Origin of the sequence: Nocardiopsis sp. LDBS0036 (genome assembly GCF_041228755.1) — a bacterium.
In the GTDB taxonomy this organism is placed as follows: Bacteria; Actinomycetota; Actinomycetes; order Streptosporangiales; family Streptosporangiaceae; genus Nocardiopsis; species Nocardiopsis dassonvillei.
In genome coordinates this window covers 3,782,509-3,799,151 of the sequence record NZ_CP141103.1, presented here as the reverse complement: position 1 = coordinate 3,799,151, position 16,643 = coordinate 3,782,509, and the positions used below count along the sequence as shown (strand labels likewise).

Sequence of the window (16,643 nt, the reverse complement as noted above, 5' to 3'; positions counted from 1 at the left end):
CTCTTTCATTGACTGGCGTCTATGGATCGGGACTCTATCGACGGAAGTCGATGGACGCAACCATAGATCTTCGTCGATAATGGGTGCCATGACTGTGACGACGCCCGAGCGCGAAGGCGGCCTCCTCCCCGCCACTGACGCCGAGACCTACGCCGCCTGGTTCGCCTGCCTGGCCGAGCCCATGCGCGTCCGGCTCCTGCACGCCATCGCCACCACCCCCGGCTCGGTCAGCGTGGGCCAGCTCGCCGAGATGGTGGAGGTCCGCCAGCCCACCGTCTCCCACCACCTGCGCAAGCTCGCCGAGGTCGGGTTCGTGACCCTCACCAAGGCGGGCACCTCCACCCGGGTCGCGGTCAACCCCGCCTGCTGCACCGGCCTGCCGCACGCCGCCGACGCGGTGATGGGCATGCTCAACGCCCGCCCGTGCTGCCCCACCGACCTGCCCGCCGACGTCACCACCCGCGCCATGGCCGACGCCGACCTGGACGCGGTCCGGGAGATCTACGCCCAGGGCATCGCCAGCGGCCACGCCACCTTCGAGACCGAGGTCCCCGGAGCGGACGCGCTGAAGGACCGGTGGACGCCCGGGCACCGCTGGGTGGCCGAGTCGGGCGGCCGCGTCGTCGGCTGGGCCGCCGCCTCACCCGTCTCCGCCCGCGAGGTCTACGCCGGGGTGGCCGAGACCTCGGTCTACGTCGCCGAGGACGCGCGCGGCCGGGGCGTGGGCAAGGCGCTGCTGTACCGGCAGGTCACCGAGGCCGACACGGCGGGGCTGTGGACGCTCCAGACCTCGATCTTCCCCGAGAACCGCGCCAGCCTGGCCCTGCACCACCAGGCGGGCTACCGCACCGTGGGCGTGCGCGAGCGCGTCGCCCGCCACCACGGGATCTGGCGCGACACCGTCCTGCTGGAGCGGCGGCGCCCGGAGGAGGGCGCCGGGCCCGGCGAGGTCCCCTGCGCCGACGGTTCGGGCTGCCCGCCGGCCTGATCCCGCCAGTGCGGAGCGGTGAGAGCGGTTGGGTGAGACGCACGATCGCCACCGCTCCGTGACGGGGCGCACGGGGCCCTGCCGGAGGGCCGTGCCTATGCCGTAGCCGCGGTAGCCCAAGTGGTCGCGGCCGGGCTCGGGCACGACACCGCGCTCGTGTTGGGGCGGAAGGTGCGCGTGGTGCCGGGAAACCGGCGGACTCCCCTGTCGCGTGGGTGTGCTCCACGTCAGCGCGCGGTTCCGTCGCGGGGACCCGTCGGCCAGGGTCCGCCGATCGGGGGGTAAGCCCTTGCCCCGCCGGGTGTACCGGCCGTCCAGAGCCCGTATGGCTGCGGTAGAGTTGGCTCCGGCGATGGCTGGGACCATGCTCCGAGCCGTATCGCGGGCCTCTAGCTCAATTGGCAGAGCAACGGACTTTTAATAAGCGTGATTCCACCGCTTGCCCGCGACAAACCCGCAGGTCAGGGCCGGTGCTCTGGACAAATCGGGTGCCCATTCCACCTGGGTTTCGCTCCATGTGCGCTCTTCAGCCTCGCCTGTGCCTCCACCTCTATGCGGCAGCCGAGGACTCACGAACGATACGGCGGTGGAAGAGCGCCAGCACCGCCACCATCAGCCCCAAGCTCGTCACGGAGATCCCCGACGCCATGAAGGGCTCCACGACCACGGCTCGCATGGCGGTGTCACTCGGAACCGCCGCCGACGAGGCATCGAAGAACGCCAGATTCCCCATCGTGTTCCACACAGCCCACCCGACGAAGAAGACAGCGAGTACTACTTCCAAAGTCACCAGCGACCGGTGCGTGGTCAGGAAACGCCAACCGTGGAGGTGTCGGGCCAGGACCAGTTGGCCGTGTGCCCGGGCGTGCACGACGCATACGGTGATTCCGGTGACGAGGAGGACGCAGAACGCGGCGATGAGGGTCGCTGCTTCCATGCGGACCTGGGCGGAGACCTCCCGGTATTCATCGGCGGCGGCCAGCGCCACCGGTTGGACGCTGTCGACGTAGGCGGACAGTTCCTGCTCCTCCACGACCTCGAGGGCACCCTCCCGGTCGAGGGGGAGGGCCGCGCCCATGGTGGCGTAGGAGTGGTAGTGGACGAAGGGGTGCAGGGCCGCGGAGCCGTTGGGTACGGCGACGATCACGGGATCCCGGGCGAAGGGCACGTCGTTCTGGGTTCCCAGGGGTGTGGCGCCGTAGGTGAACAACTGTTGCCCGGCCTGGCTGGGTGCCGTATCCACCCGGGTACGCGGGGGTACGCCGTCGTTCGTCTCCCAGGACTCACGCAGCCACAGTCCGACCTCCTCCTGGAGAACGGCCGTCAGGTCGGCGTGGGTCTCGGGGACCAGTACACGCACCTCATCGCTGCCGGTGGAGGGGCCGTACGGTCTCCCCTCGGGATCCAGGACGGGATGCCGTCGCAGGTACGTGTCGTTGACGACGATCAGGGTCAGGTCCTCGGGCACGGCCGTTGTACGCAGGATGGAACCGCTCTCGCCGGGAGCCGCGAGGAGAAGCCGCCCCTGCTCGTCCAGAGCACGGAGCGACTCACCGAACGCCTGTGTCGTCTCCTGCCCCTGCAATTCGTCCGCCGACTGGGAGAAGTGGAACCGGGAGATGTCACCGGCCTCGGTGAAGGCTTCGTGGGCTTGGCGCTGGCCTTGGAGAACCTGAAGGCTCAGGGCCAGGCTCGCCATCAGACCGAGGACGAGGACCAGGGCTGGAACGCGGACGGCGTAGGTGGAGACAGTGGCCAGCCGCACGGCCAGCCGGCCCTTGAGGGCAGGAAGGACGTCGGTGGCGTGCACCAGAGCCAGCGCGGCGACGTGTGCGACGACCCCTGCGGCGCTGAACGCCGAGAGGTAGAACAGGGCCACTTCCAGGAGCAGCCCCCAACGCGGCAGCGCTCCGTGGACGTAGAGGAGCGCCGTCATGAGCATCGCGGTGATCACAGTGACAGCCGACCAGTACGGTGCCAGCTGCCTCAGGTCACGCAGAAGGATTCGGGACGGCGACATGCCGTGCAAGCGCAGGACGGCGTAGGAACGGGCGTTGAGCAGCACGCTGGTGGCGATACCGATCACTCCGCACAGGAGGGCGACGGTGAAGGCGTCGAACAGGGCGGCGTCCCGGACGATCTCGAACCACTCGACCGTCTGGTACTCCGGAGCGACGTAACCGTCCAGCCCGTACACGGACATGGCGTCGAGGAAGGCCGTCGCGCTGCCTTCCTCGCCGAAGAGGTGGTAGGTGCCGCGCGGATCCAGTTCAGCTGCCTCGTTCCACGGGTGGACCTCGGTCCGATGGTCCAAGGAGAGGCCGGGATAGCCTTCGTCGAGCCAGGAAGCGCCGGGCTGTTCGGGGTTCCCCACGGCTATGTGGAGATGGCGTAGACCTCCTGGATCGCGCACATCGGCGGTTTCCAGGGCGATATTCACCCTGTGTTCCTCAGCGAAGGACACGATCGCCTCCGAGACACCGTTCTGCTCGGCGGCCGTGTTGCCGCCCTGCACCTGCACGAGCGTCGCCTCGGGGGCCGGCGTGGCTTCCAAAAGCTCTCTGGCGACCAGGAACGACAGGAGTGCGGAGAGCAGGAGAAAGGCCGTGTGTGCGAAAGCGATACCGCGGATCGGCATGGGTTTCTTCTAGGAGGAGGAGGGTGATGGTGTGAGCGGAACGAGTCCGAATGGTGAACTGTTTCGCTGATGCTCAGCTTCTCGGCATGAAGGGGTGGACGATTGTTCTCACGCCTGATCGAGCTGCGGGGGTCATCGTAGCCTACCTGGAAACGGCTACCGTCGACGCACGTTGATGTCACCGGCGCCCATGGCCTTCCACCTGGGGATGTCCGACTCAGTTACAGGATTGTTCCGTGGCTGACCTTGGAGCACAGCGGAACGCTCTCGCCGCCCGAAAAGATACAGCGGATACGGTCTTCCGGCATCGCTGACCGTGATGAACTGGTCGTTCGGTCACCCACGGGGACTCATCGGCCTCGCATGCAAGGTTACTTCTGAGACCGTGCTGGCAACCCTCAGAGGTGATTGATGCCATGATCCGTTGTCTGCTGCGTGAGGCAGCTCCGACCCAGCAGGGCAATAGCGCTGGGTCGGAAATGCCGACAGCAGGCACAAAGGAGAAGCCCTCTGCTATGAGCCTCCGGAGCTTTTTTATTGAACCCCGAAGGCTGCTGTCCGATTTGGCTTATGAGCCAACGGTGGACACGGAGCTCATTTCCCGAGTATCCACCGAAAAAGTCTTGTCACAGCTGTCCCTGACCCTGTCATCGTGTGTGGCAATCACTACCGCGCACCCTTGGTCGCTCATTTCTCGAAGCACGTTGATTACCATACGAGTGTTGGCCTCGTCCAAAGCTCCGGTCGGCTCGTCAGCAAGCACGATGGCCGGTCGCTTGACCATGAGGCGAGCTAGTGCCACTCGCTGCTGTTCACCTCCGCTGAGGTGGTGAACTTTTTCTTTGGAGCGCCCGGCCAGGCCTACGTGCTCCAATACTTCTCGGTAGTCGATACGTCGGCGCAGGGTCAATCGAGATCCTGCATTTTTGGCTATATCAAGATTTGCTTCCACCGTTGCGTTCTCGACCAGAGCATAATTCTGGAAAAGATATCCGAGGGTGTCGCGCCGGAACCGACGCCTTCCGGAAGTGCTCAGTCGGGTAAGGTCTTTTTCTTTAAATACGATACGGCCTGTATCTACCGACTCGAGCAGCCCTATGCAGTTAAGGAGTGTAGATTTTCCTGCACCGCTGGGTCCCACGAAAGCTGTCATCTGCCCAGAAGGGATTGTGAGGTCCAAATCTGACCACAGGGTCCGCCTGCCGAAAGATTTACTGAGCCTTTCAACGTAAATCATATATTAATGCCTTCCTCTTGTTAACCCTACTCAGGACTCCGAAGCGCCCTCTCGAACGATCCTTCGGTGAAAGAAAACCAGCGCTGAGAATACCAGGGCGAACCCCAGGACAGAGATCGATGCTGCGATCACCGGTTCGGCGGAGACGACCTCAGCAGTCGTGTTCATGGAAGGGGCGCTCATGGGATCTCTGATTGTAGACAAATTTTCCAGTGAGCGAACCGTAGCCCATCCGGTGAAAGCAACGGCTAGAAGGAGTTCGATGGTGATGATCGACCGATGAGTTGCCCAGAATGTCCAACCACTGATATGTCTGGCGAATATCCTCTGGGCTTCCTTGCGAGTATGGACGATACACACCGTGATTCCTGTAACGAAAAGTACGAGTGTTCCTGCCATGAGATTGAATGCTTCTAGCCTCATCTGCGCAGCAAGGTCTCGGTAGGTGTCCGCCGCCTGTTGTGCGATAGGCTGAACACTATTGACATACTGGTAAATCGCTGCGTCTGCTGCGCTATTCTCAATGACACTCGGTTCAGGAAAAATGACTGCACCCGTCGTTGCGTAGCTAAAATAGCTCCTGGGGTGCAGAATATCGGATCCGTTGGGAAGTGCAAGAATTACCGGATCCTGAAGGAAAGGAGAAGTCCCCATGGGTCCGATTCCTACTGCCCCATAGGTGAAAATCGACTGGCCGTCTTTCATGGGAAGAGATTGAATATCCGCATCTAGGTCGGGATTATCTCTGCCCTGGAAATCGAAAACCCAAGATTGGGCTCCCTCTCGAATCTCAGGTTCATAGGTGGCTAGGGACTCGGGAACTAGAATGCGTACCTCGTTATCGTCCTGGTGTGCCCCATAAGTGTTTCCAATGGGGTCCAGGATGGAGGTATTTTCCAGATAGGTTTCGTTCACAACGAGTAGCTGAAATTCAGGCCGTTCCGTCGTTCCCTGGGGAAGAATAGAAATTCCCTCTTCTGGAAAGGAAATGAGCAGCTCTCCGTTTGCGTCAGTGTCTCGCAGCCACTCGCCTACTTCCTCTTCTGTCCCTGCTTCCTGGAGTTCACTGGCGCTGCCGGTCAAGTGTATTCGGGAAAACCCTGCGACTTCGGAGAAACGTTCTTGGCCGACACGTTGCTCCTGGAGGTTCTGGAAAGAGAGGACCAATCCGCTCGTAAAAATGAGAACTAGGGCCAATGCTGGTATGCGAACACAATACGCAGCCATAATGGCAATCCTTGAAGGTATTTTTCCCTTCAAAGATGGAAGGATTTCCGCACGGTGGAGGAAAGCGAGCGTGACTCCGTGCGCAAAAAAACTAAAGGCGATGAGTATGGCCAGGTAGAATGATGCGATGGTGAGAAGTAGGGAGAACCGCGCCAATCCGTTGTAGAAGTAAAGAAGAATAACGAATCCGGTTATGGTGACCGAGGCTGAGGCCAGCACAAAACTGACCATTTGCCTAAGGTCGCGAAGGAGTATTTTTCCAAATGACATTCCTTGCAGGCGAAGTACTGCATAGGAACGAGCATTCAGGAGTACGCCAGAACCTGCAGCTACGATCCCACATAGAACAGCACCGATAAGTGCTGCGAAAAGCGTCCTCCCCTGGATGATTTTAACCCAAGTAACTACTTCATCCTGTGAGGCGACATCTCCGTGCAACCCGGAATTAGACAAGGTGTCTCGGAAGGAAAGTGCTTCGTTCTGGTCTCCGAATACATAGTAGTACCCGCGAAGGTCGAGTTCTTCAGATTCGTCAAAAGGGTGAACCTTGGTTCGGAAGGAGTGTGAAAAATCTGGGTACCCCTCCTCGATCCAGGAACTGCTGGAGTGGCTTGGATCTCCTGAAGCCAGGTAAAGGTGGCGCAAGCCGCCGGGATTTTTCAAATCAGGGGCTTCAAGGGCGACATTTACCTGATGCTCTTGGGAAAATTGATTGATGGACCGAACAATATCTTCTCTGGAGACGCTCCCGTCGGTTTCTCGAACCCATATGATTGCGGCATTCTCGTCGGGGATGACCTCATCAAGCTCCCTCACCACAATAAAAGCCAAGGTTGCCGAGAGTAGCAAAAATGCTGCGGAAATGAATTTCATGCTGCGGTTAAGCATATGGTTTTTCTGATATTCCTAGTAACGGAAATCGTCCGGGCCTGGCGCCAGAAATCTGTCGCCAGGCCCGCTTCAGAGTAACCCCTCAGATTTCAGAAGGGTGTGTTTATTAGCAAGAAGTCCGGTAGTATGCCTTGTTTCCGGCGAGCTTCACACGAGCGTCGGCGAGAGACCAGTTGCCGGCGCTGGCAGTTCGACTAACAGTAGTCTGTCCGACTGCCGTGGAACCGTGGCAGATGTTCTGGTGCAGGTAGTTGGACCACACGCGGTTGACGTTCCAACCGTGGTCCCAAGTGCCGCCCTCCGGGGGGTAGGTAATGGTGGCAGAGGCAGCGGTGGCAGCGCCACCAGCGAGGGCCATGGCGACCAGGACCGGGGCAACGAATCGGCGGACCAGCTTGCTCATCAGCAGCTTTCCTTAATTTTAGGGGGAAAGGGGGAATTTGGTGCTTGGTGCCTAACGGGATCAAGCACCGGCAGTCTGGCATGGATTTTTTTACCATGCTACGAAGCATCTCCTATCGGTTGGTGTGTTAAGAACCTTTGGTGCTCCACTGCCATCGTGGCTGGTCAATGCCAATAGTCCTGAAAAAACCACTGCACATCCAAGGTGTGATGCAATTAACATTGCTCTCGTGGAGGAGGAGAGAATTCGCTGGTTGGCGAACTGGTCCCTCCCATTCGTGGCCCACAGGGGGGTTTCGGACATGAACAAACGCGGTCTGTGTTCTACATCACATTGAACTGGGCCTGTATGTGTGCTTAACGGCACCTGGAGGAGCGAAGGCAAAGCTCAGGCTACGCGGTGCAGTCGGACGCAACCGGGGTCGCGTGAAAAGAAAGCCTGGATCGCCAGGTCGCAGTTCTACGGAGCCTGCTGGAAGCCGAGCATGGTGAAGCCACGTCGTTCGAATGATCCGTCTTCCGGATAGCAGGCCTTGAGTGAGCTGCTTAGGTCTCAGCGAGCGGCATGGGAGGTGCTTAGCTCATCCGCTGGTCCCTCATATGCTTGAATCAGTGTCCATGCTTCTTCCGCTTGCCCACTGCTGCCCGGAAGGAGGGCTTCCTAACTTCCGTCGCACCTCGTCTTGCAACGTACGAGACGGATCGGGCGAGGGATGTGTCGCCGGGGTGGATGAGAAGAAGGCGTTGCTGTAGGGCATTGAAATTTGGAAAGTGAACCCTGTTATTGAGTCGGTCTCTCAGGGGAAATTTTGTTGCGGTGACTCTGCGATTTGCAGAAACCATGCTGCTCAGGTATGCCTCAGAGTGGTACCCGGAGTAAACAAACCTTTGGGTGTCCAAAGATAGTGAGGGTAGGCCCCCAGGGGCTCGAACCCTGAACCCACGGATTAAAAGTCCGTTGCTCTGCCAATTGAGCTAGAGGCCCGCGATACGGCTCGGAGTGTGGTCCTGGCCGTCGCCGGAGCCAACTCTACCGTAGCCATACGGGTTCTCGGTGGCTGGTACACCCCACCAGAACCCGAAGCTACCCACCGCTCGCACATACCCGCACTCTGCCTGGGAAGGCAGGCTGGTGACAGCGGAGCCACCACCGAGCACACCAACACCGCCTCGCTTGGACGGCACCTTCTCGGCTCGGCACGCAAGGCCCCCGCTCGGGCGATGGTGCCGTTGGCCCGAGCGGGGGCCGGTGATGCACTGGTGGCTACGCCCTGCTGGTGGCGGGTTTGAGCATGGCCGCGGTGGCCTCGGCGGCGGCCTTGGCCACGTCGGGGAACACGGTCTGGTAGGTGTTCTGGGTGAAGTGGGTGGTGGCGTGGCCGAGTTCGGCCGAGACCACCTTGACGTCTACCCCGGCGGCCAGGCTCATCGACGCCGCCCCGTGGCGCAGCCCGTGCAGGCTGATCGGCGGCAGGCCCGCCGCGTGGGCGATGCGGGAGAACCAGTCGGTGGCCTGGGCCGGGTGCCAGGCAGTGCCGTCCTGGCGGGTGAACACCAGCCAGGTGTCCTTCCACTGCGGGCCTGCGGCGAGTTTGGCCTCCAACTGGTGGCGCCGCCAAGCGCGCAGAACCCGGACGGTGTCGGCGTCCAGGGTGATGGTGCGTTCCCCGGCCACGCTTTTGGGTGTGCAGGTGCGGGTTTCCCAGCCGAGTTGGACGATCTGGGTACGGATGTCGATCTCGGCGTCGGTCAGGCGGGTGTTGGCCCACGGGAGCCCGACCGCCTCACCGCGCCGCAGACCTTTGACCGCGATCAGGTGGAACAGCGGATACAGCCAGGTGTACTTGCGGGCGTGGACTAGGAAACGCGTGGTCTGCTCGGGCGTCCAGATCATCACCTCCCCGGGAACAGTGCCGTCCTTCTCCCACTGCCTCACCCGGTCCGGTGTCCACACCAGCGGCTTCTTACGAGGACAGGTGGGCAGGCGGGCGTGGGAGGCGGCGTTGACCGTGACCGGAAGATCGGGGCGGCGCACCGCGTCGGACAGGGCGCTGCGCAAGGTCGCGCGGATGCGGTGCTTGGTGGTCAGCGACACCACTCGTTTGCCCTTCACCGAGGCCCGCACGGTCGCGTCGTCGGCCTCGCGGCACTCCAGGGTGTGGGTGTTGGCCTCCTCGATCGCGGTGAACATCGCCTCCACGTGACGGGACTGGAGTTTGTCCACCCGGACCTTGCCCAGGTGCGGGGTGAGGTGGTTGCGGATGTGGCCGGCGTAGGAGCGTCGGGTGTTCTCCGTCAGGCCGGGCTTGTCTCGCAACCATTCCTGTAGCCACTGCTCGAGGGTGGGTACCTCGGTGCGTACGTCCACCCCGACGCTGATGCGCCGCTGTACCTCGCGCAGGTTCGGTAGGGGAGCGCGGGCTTTGATGGAGCCCTGGATCACGTCAGCGATCTGTAGGAGTGTTTCGGTGTCGTCTTCGGCGAGGTCGAGCAGGGAGCGGATGTGCTGGAGCGCTTCCAGGGCGTCCTCCTGGCTGGTGAGACCGATACGGCGGGCTTGGCGCCGCTTTCCGTCGATGGTGGGCGGAAGTTCGACCTGGTAGCCCCACCTGCCGTGGGTGGAGCTCCAGGCCCCGGTGCGGCGGCGCAGTAGTGGGCACGTGGTGCCCAGGAGCTTGTTGGTCCTGGGGTCGCGGCATCCGCAGCGTTTGAACGTGGTTCCTTCACGAGCGGCCAACGTCGGCCTCCTGGTGTTCGTCGCGACGCGCACCGCACCCACAGCACCCCGACAGGGCGGTGAGGTCGATCCCCAGGTGGAGAAGCACTCCTGAGGTCGGGATGTACCACGATCGCCCCGCTCGATAGGAGGGCGCGGGGAACGTGCCCTCCTGAAGGTGGCGGTAGACCGTTGAGCGGCCCATCCGGAGAAGGTGTCCGGCGGTGACCGGGTCCAGCACCAGCGGCAACCGGCTCACCTCACCCAGCACGGGCGAAGGACTCATGTCCACCTTGTTCACCTCCTCGTCATCTCTGACCTGCGCGGATGTGGTGCGCGGCCCCGCGTGTGGCGGGGTACCATGCATCCACGCTCGACCTCGCCGAGTAGTGCAAGCGGATTCGATGAATCTCCCAGCGGTTTCACGCTCCCCATTTGTTCGCCCACCCGTTTCGGGCGGTATGCCGTTTTCACGTTCAGGAGCACAGGAAACCCCTGTCAGTCCCACCGGTTTCGTCCCGACGACGCACCCGGTGGTACGGGTGACGCTGCCCCCTGTGGGGCCGTCAGACGGCCCGTCCGCGCCCGACGCACCATCACCGCCCGTGGGGCGCGAGCCCGGGGTTCGGGCCGTCACGTCGCCCACCAACGGCCCCCGGCTCCCCAACGGTGCCCGTCGTCGCATGTCCCCCATGTCCGCCCTTTCGTAATCGGTCACGATCCGCCCAGGGCCCCACCGCACGGCATCTGACCTGACCCCGTGCGATGGGTGTTCTCACCCTGATGAACCCCAAAGAAGACACCCGCCACCGCGGATGCGACATCGGCTCCGAAGCTGTGGCTGCGAGGTCGCGCCCTCGCAGCGCCGCCTCCACTCGCCCGACCGGGCGCGAAGCTGGTCCGCGCCATCGCACGAGGGTCGTGTGAGAAGAGCAGACGCGCCGCCGTCCTCCTGGGCCTGCTGGGTGATCTTGACCGCGCCGCTGCGCCACCACCGAGCAGTACAGGCAAGACCAGAAGCAACAGAGGGACAAGAGCTTCCAGCAGAGGAGGAGCAGAGGAGACGGGGCCGTTGTGGTGGGTGGTGGCTTGGTGTTGAGGGTGTGCGGGGGCGTTCGCGCCCCCGCACACCACGGGGCGCCGCCCGCCCCACGTGAAGAGGACTACCTCCTTGGGTAGACAGCCGGGGCGGCCGGTGGACCACCCCCAAGCCCGGCCGACCTGCACTGTGACTGTTCTCAGGGGTGGTCCACCCAAGGCCGGACCCCCACGCGGACGGGCGGGTGGAGTAGGCATTGGCCCTGTCATAGGCCCACCCATCGGCCCGAAGGTTCACCGCGCTTTGGGGTTCACCACTCGGTCTCCTGGGCCGTGGGGTAGGTGCGGGCGATCTCGTGCAGGGCGACGATGCGGGGGTTGGTGGCCGAACGCCAGATCCGTGCTCCCGCTCCCGGGGTCGCCAGTTGCTGGTGGGTGGTCAGGTACACCCCGACGCGGTCGGTGCAGTCTTCGGCCAGTTTCTGTGCCGCGTTCTTCTCGCGCTCGGTGGAGTGGAGGGCGAACAGCACCACTGCGGCGGGGGTGCGGTAGCGGGTCAGGCGTTTGTAGCCGCGCATCTTGTTCTTGAGCTGGGTCAGGGACTCGGAGCCGGTGTCGTACTCCACGAACGCCGTTAGACGCACCCCGTCCTGGTTCCACCTCACCTGGGCGTCGGGGCGCACGTCGTAGCCGTAGCGGCGTTCGCACTCGCGTTCACCGAGCCACTGCTCCACCTGGGCGCCGCACTGGCGGGCGCTGTCCAGGAAGTCGACCCGGGTCTGGGCCAGGCCCAGCATGTGGTCCAGCTGGGGTGAGTGGGCCACGGCCAGGGCGCGGTCGGCGCGGAACTTCAGCGCGTCGGGTTCCTTGCCCTGGTGCAGGGCGAGAAGGACGGCGCCGGTGGGGGTCAGGACCCAGTGGTCGGGGGTGTTGCGGTCGTGGGCGTGGCGGCGGAAGCGGTTGAGGACCCCGTAGCGGTACAGGGTGAGCAGGCGTGAGCGGGCGCGGCGTGGTCCGGCGTCGGGGAAGTAGATGCGGTGCAGGTGGTGGGTGGTCATCACTCGGTGTTCCCAGAGTCCGGCCAGGATCTGGCGGTCGCGGCTGGTGATTCGGGGCGCGAGGTGGATCAGTGTCTTGGTGTAGTCGCTCACGCATGCCCTCCCGGAGCGGTCGCGGTTTGGTGCTTTGAACTCCCTGATGAAGACCGTGCAAGCGCGGATGCGACACCCGAGGGAAGAACTTTTCCGGGTTCAGCCCCCGGGAGGGGGTTCACTTCGGGTTCAGAACAGGTTCAGAACGGGTTCAGTGGACACACCGCCCCCCCCGCCAACGTCCTTGGGGCGGCGCCACGTGCGTGGCGCCGCCCCGAGGTGAAAGCGGGTTGCTCAGCGGCGGATGTCCAGCCAGGTCCTCACCGCAGCGGCCAACTCATCGAACTCTCCCGACTTCTTCACGACCGCGACCCGCTCCCTGCGGTCGGGTACTCCGCCTGGGTGGTGGAACAGGTAGGGGCGCACTCCGCGCACTCCGTCGTCATCGACGCACCAGCCCTGCTCGCAAGGGTGAGGGCGACGAGGACGCGGTACCCGCACCGGCCCCGAAATCGGGTGTGTGTGCTGTGCTGGGGACGGAGCGCTTCCCGGCCGTGGGCCCCGCGCTTCAGGCACAGCGTTCCTGACGCGCGGTAGGGGCCTCATCTGCTCTCGTGTGCTGCTGCTGCTGCGAGGTGAGGGTAGTGGGCGTCGTTCCTGGCGCGCGTCCACCGCACTGCACAGCAGCGCGGCCAGTACCGCGCCGAACAGCCACCGCACCTGCTGTGCCCATCCTCGGACGGGTTTGCGGTGCCGACCGCTAGGCTTCTCCACGATCTCCTCCTGGTTGCTTCAGGTGGGGATTCAGCCCTGGCCTGGTGGTGCGAACACCGGGCCGGGGCGCCTCCATGTCTTCTGTCGTTCCTGTGCGGAGCGGGCGGGTGTCATTGGAGCCGGGGTCGCATGGCACCCGAAACTGCGCTTCCCACCCACACCACATAAAGCGCACAAATAGCCCTTTTTGCTGCGGAAATTGGTGCCGCTTCCGCTGGGCTGGTCGATGTTCGCTTGGATAAGCGAGGTTCTTCAACACCTGCCGCTGGGAAACATCACCGCGTTCGAGTCACAGCGGCAGGCGGGTCCGACCGGAACGGTCGAAAGCGGCACGAACCGTCAACGGCCCTCCCGCGCTTGTGGAGAAGTCCCAGTACAGGGCCAGGGCGTCCACCAATGCCAGGCCGTATCCACCTTCGGCCAGCACGAGTTCGCTCTCCCCTGCATCGAATGCGGCAGGCGCGACGGGCACGGTGGCCTGCGCGCCCGGTTTGGGGCCGTCGTCGGTGACACGGAGCAGGAACAGGCGCGGGCGCCGCTGGATCTCGATCCTCACCCGGCCTCCTGGAAGCCCGGATGCGGTGTGCTTGAGGGCGTTGGCGTGCAGCTCAGCCAGGGACACCAGCAGCGGGTGGGCCGCACCGGGTGTGGTCCTGGTGGCCTGCATCGCCCACCGGCGCGCGGCCCGCACGTGGTGGGGATCCGGCCCGCAGACCAGGCCGCTGGTGTCGGGGTCGGTGTGGCGGATGCGCCTGGGCAGGTCGAGCGAGGAAGAAGCCTGAGCCGGGGTCATGGATTTCCACCGGGTCCTTTCGCCGTGGCCGTAGTCGCCGTAAGTGAGACCGTAACGACAGGATGCGGTCCGGGAAAAAGGATCCGTAAGCGTGCCCGGATAACCCGTGAATCTTCCAGAGGCCTCTGGAACCTTCTGGAATCCCTCCACGGCACATGTTGTGATGTGGTCACATGAGCGCATGACCCCTGACGAACGCACCTTGAAGGCATTCGGGCGCGAGCTGCGCAGGCTCCGAAACGAGGCCGAACTGACCCAGGAGACCGTCGCGCGCCGTATCAGCCAGCGCGGCACGGCCATCAGCAACTCCCACGTCTCCGACCTCGAGACAGGCAAGGCCGTCGCCAAGCCCTGGCTGCGCCGAGCCCTCGACGAGACACTGCACGGCGGTGGACGCCTGGAGCGGCTGTGGGAGGAGCTGACGGGCTCGGGACGGCGGGCGTGGCTGCACGAGGTCGCCGAGCGCACCCACGCGGCCGATGCCCTGTACGAGTACCAGGCGCTGGTGTTCCCGGTGTATCTCCAGACCGAGGCCTACTCGCGAGCCGTGATCCGCTACGGTGCTCCCTGGTTGTCCGCGAGCGAACTCGCTGAGCGCGCCCAGCAAAGGGCCCGTAGGGCGCAGCAGATGGCCAAGGCGCTCTCTCCGGTCATCTGGCTCGTGGTGGATCAGTCCCTGCTCATGCGCCGCTACGGTTCGGCCCAGGTGCAGCTCGAACAGCTCGCATACGTGGTGGACCTGGTGGAGAGGGAGCGCGTCAACCTGCTGGTGGTTCCGGTGGACGAGCCGCGCCACGCGGGCAACAACGGCCCCTTCCGGGTCATCACCTCGTCTGACCAGCCCGAGGTGGTCTACGTGGAGTCGGCACACCAGGGTCAGATCATCACCGCGACCAACGAGGTGGGCCGTTACCGGATGTGGTTCGCGGCCTTGCAGGGTGTGGCTTGGGGACCAGATGAGACGCTAAGGACCATCCGTAACGAGATGAAGAGGATCAACGGTGACTGAGTGGCACAAGTCGTCCTACAGCGGCGGCAACAACGAGTGCGTCGAGGTCCGTGAGCACAGCACTGGCGCGGATGTGCGTGACACCCAGAACCGCTCGCGGGGCCAGCTCGTCTTCACCTCGGCTGCCTGGGGCGCCTTCCTCGTCTCCCTTGCCCGGGCGGACAGGAACAGATAGCAACCCTCTAGCGGTAATGGACTCGCGTTTCCGTAGGCCAGGGGTAGACCAATCCGGGCTCTCGGATTGGTCTAGCGATCTGGAGTGGTCCGTCCCGGTATCGACCGGTTCTGGGCCCCGGTAAGTTGGCTTACCGGCTGTCAGGGCTGAGGTATGGCAGACACCGCATGAGGCATGCGGTATCACCGGTCTATGGACACACGCCAGCCTGAAGAAGAGGACCAAGCGGGGAAGGCCGTCCTCTCCCACTCTCGGCCCCGTCGTATCGAGACCCACCTACACCTTGCTTGGCTTTACCGTGAGGAACTCGTGGAGGCTGCCCGCATCATCCGCGACGAATGCGGCAATGTCGAGATTGACTTCCATGACGACCGCGGAACCACTGGAACAGCCCCCGAAGCTTTCGCCCGCTTCGCCGCGGCTGGCGGCCCCGAGCGCCTTCAACGCCTGACCATCACTGGACGCCGTGGTACCACGTCCCTGCAACTGCTCATCGGACCCACCGAAGCCCGCGTGCTTGTCGAAGAGCCTGACAACGCCGCGCGCGGAGCCATGCAGCAAATTGCCACCGTGTGCGGTTCTCATCCCCTGCCTGCCGGTTATGCAGTCCGGCGTTTTATCAGTGCTCTGCTACTAGGCGGGGGAGCATTCTTTCTGTCCATATTGTTTCTGTGGGGGAGTGCTGATAACTCTGACGATGTTGTATCTGTCAGTATTATGACTGCTTTCGCGCTTCTCGTTTCATTTGCCGTTGGTGTGCGCACCTGGAGGCTTCCTGTGTCGCTGAAAACGGTACTGGTCAACGCTCCCCGCTCTCAGCGACCTACGTGGTGGGAGCGCCACCGAAAGGACGTTCTTTTGCTACTTATTGGTGGTGTTATCGGTGGCGTCATAGGCTATTTCGTTAACCAGATTCCACCGTTGTAGGGGTGTCTCGTGCCGGGTGTGATGGAGACTCTCAAACCTGGGAAGGATGAGAGACATGGCGGCACCGAGGAAGTACCCGCCTAAGCTGCGCGAACGAGCGATCCGGCCGCACGTGCTGAGACCGTCTTCGCTCCGGACGAGGGACCTGCTCCTTGTCGTCGAAGACGACCACGGCTGTCCACGAGGCTGGCAGTCGGGCACGTTTGACGGCGCCTACCCCGGTTCCGAGCCGGAATCGGAGAAACCCAGAAATGATTAAACCAAGCCCATGGGTTGCCCCGCCTGAAGATCAGGCGGGGCACAATTTCCTTAGAGGTGTGAGAAAAAAACACCGGTCCACAAATAGTGTTCGGTCATCCTTTCTCTCCTGTATCCCATCGGGGAGTCCGCTTCGCCTGCCAGTATTTCACCAGGACCCTTAGAGAGAGCAGGATATCCAGCACTTCCCCTGATTCCTCCAACATCACTGGAAGCTCTCCCGGCAGGGCGAACCTGATGAGGAGGATGGCGGAGGGAGCCAGGAGCTTTGTCCAATGCACCAGTACTTCCCGCCGCCCCTTCCTGCTGGTTCGGTCCGATGCGTCGCGGCCATCGTCGTTGCTTTGAATTTCCATACGCAATCTCCTTTTCGCTTGTTTCTGGGCATGACGAAGTCCTTCCTTCTTGGAAGAATTCTCTGATTCTGCGAGCAAAAACCCACCTCTGGGGCGGGAACTAAAAATAGGGCGCATGGCGCG

12 protein-coding genes and 1 tRNA gene are annotated in these 16,643 nt (G+C 63.2%); 4 read left to right on the top strand and 9 right to left on the bottom strand.

Annotated features, from left to right (window positions below):
- Positions 1 to 79: 79 nt before the first annotated feature.
- On the top strand, positions 80 to 988 hold the full coding sequence (locus UIS43_RS16035) for a metalloregulator ArsR/SmtB family transcription factor (RefSeq protein ID WP_083555326.1): 909 nt from the start codon (positions 80 to 82) through the stop codon (positions 986 to 988).
- 550 nt (positions 989 to 1,538) lie between these two features.
- On the opposite strand, the gene UIS43_RS16030 is transcribed toward UIS43_RS16035, so the two are convergent.
- The 8 genes from UIS43_RS16030 to UIS43_RS15995 all read right to left on the bottom strand — a co-directional run bounded on the left by UIS43_RS16030 (position 1,539) and on the right by UIS43_RS15995 (position 13,795).
- A complete protein-coding gene (locus tag UIS43_RS16030) occupies positions 1,539 to 3,626 on the bottom strand; it encodes a hypothetical protein (RefSeq protein WP_370010598.1) in 2,088 nt (695 codons plus the stop codon).
- Positions 3,627 to 4,194: 568 nt separating this feature from the next.
- On the bottom strand, positions 4,195 to 4,863 hold the full coding sequence (locus tag UIS43_RS16025) for an ATP-binding cassette domain-containing protein (RefSeq protein ID WP_370010596.1): 669 nt from the start codon (positions 4,861 to 4,863) through the stop codon (positions 4,195 to 4,197).
- Positions 4,864 to 4,893: 30 nt separating this feature from the next.
- A complete protein-coding gene (locus UIS43_RS16020) occupies positions 4,894 to 6,963 on the bottom strand; it encodes a bacteriocin-associated integral membrane family protein (RefSeq protein WP_370010594.1) in 2,070 nt (689 codons plus the stop codon).
- Between the two features lie 124 nt (positions 6,964 to 7,087).
- The gene (locus UIS43_RS16015) at positions 7,088 to 7,384 is read right to left on the bottom strand and encodes a lactococcin 972 family bacteriocin (RefSeq protein WP_370010592.1); all 297 of its coding nucleotides are present in this window, start codon (positions 7,382 to 7,384) and stop codon (positions 7,088 to 7,090) included.
- A gap of 911 nt (positions 7,385 to 8,295) precedes the next feature.
- Positions 8,296 to 8,368 (bottom strand) — tRNA-Lys (locus tag UIS43_RS16010).
- 279 nt (positions 8,369 to 8,647) lie between these two features.
- Entirely contained in the window at positions 8,648 to 10,120 is a 1,473-nt protein-coding gene (locus tag UIS43_RS16005) for a tyrosine-type recombinase/integrase (protein WP_370010590.1), read from the bottom strand.
- Positions 10,121 to 11,448: 1,328 nt separating this feature from the next.
- Positions 11,449 to 12,288 (bottom strand): replication-relaxation family protein, encoded by an 840-nt coding sequence (locus UIS43_RS16000; RefSeq protein WP_370010588.1) that lies wholly within the window; start codon positions 12,286 to 12,288, stop codon positions 11,449 to 11,451.
- A 1,003-nt stretch (positions 12,289 to 13,291) separates the two neighbouring features.
- Complete coding sequence (locus UIS43_RS15995) at positions 13,292 to 13,795, bottom strand: ATP-binding protein (RefSeq protein WP_370010586.1); 504 nt, start codon at positions 13,793 to 13,795, stop codon at positions 13,292 to 13,294.
- A gap of 181 nt (positions 13,796 to 13,976) precedes the next feature.
- On the opposite strand from UIS43_RS15995, the gene UIS43_RS15990 reads away from it, so the two are divergent.
- From UIS43_RS15990 to UIS43_RS15980, 3 genes are all read left to right on the top strand, one after another.
- Positions 13,977 to 14,804, top strand: a complete 828-nt coding sequence (locus UIS43_RS15990) for a helix-turn-helix domain-containing protein (protein ID WP_370010584.1) — start codon at positions 13,977 to 13,979, stop codon at positions 14,802 to 14,804.
- Positions 14,797 to 14,979 (top strand): DUF397 domain-containing protein, encoded by a 183-nt coding sequence (locus UIS43_RS15985; protein ID WP_370010581.1) that lies wholly within the window; start codon positions 14,797 to 14,799, stop codon positions 14,977 to 14,979. The genes UIS43_RS15990 and UIS43_RS15985 overlap by 8 nt, the downstream gene beginning before the upstream one ends.
- 309 nt (positions 14,980 to 15,288) lie before the next feature.
- Positions 15,289 to 15,906, top strand: coding sequence for a hypothetical protein (locus tag UIS43_RS15980; protein ID WP_370010579.1), 618 nt, complete (start codon positions 15,289 to 15,291; stop codon positions 15,904 to 15,906).
- A 353-nt stretch (positions 15,907 to 16,259) separates the two neighbouring features.
- On the opposite strand, the gene UIS43_RS15975 is transcribed toward UIS43_RS15980, so the two are convergent.
- The gene (locus UIS43_RS15975; RefSeq protein ID WP_370010576.1) at positions 16,260 to 16,520 is read right to left on the bottom strand and encodes a hypothetical protein; all 261 of its coding nucleotides are present in this window, start codon (positions 16,518 to 16,520) and stop codon (positions 16,260 to 16,262) included.
- Positions 16,521 to 16,643 lie beyond the last annotated feature (123 nt).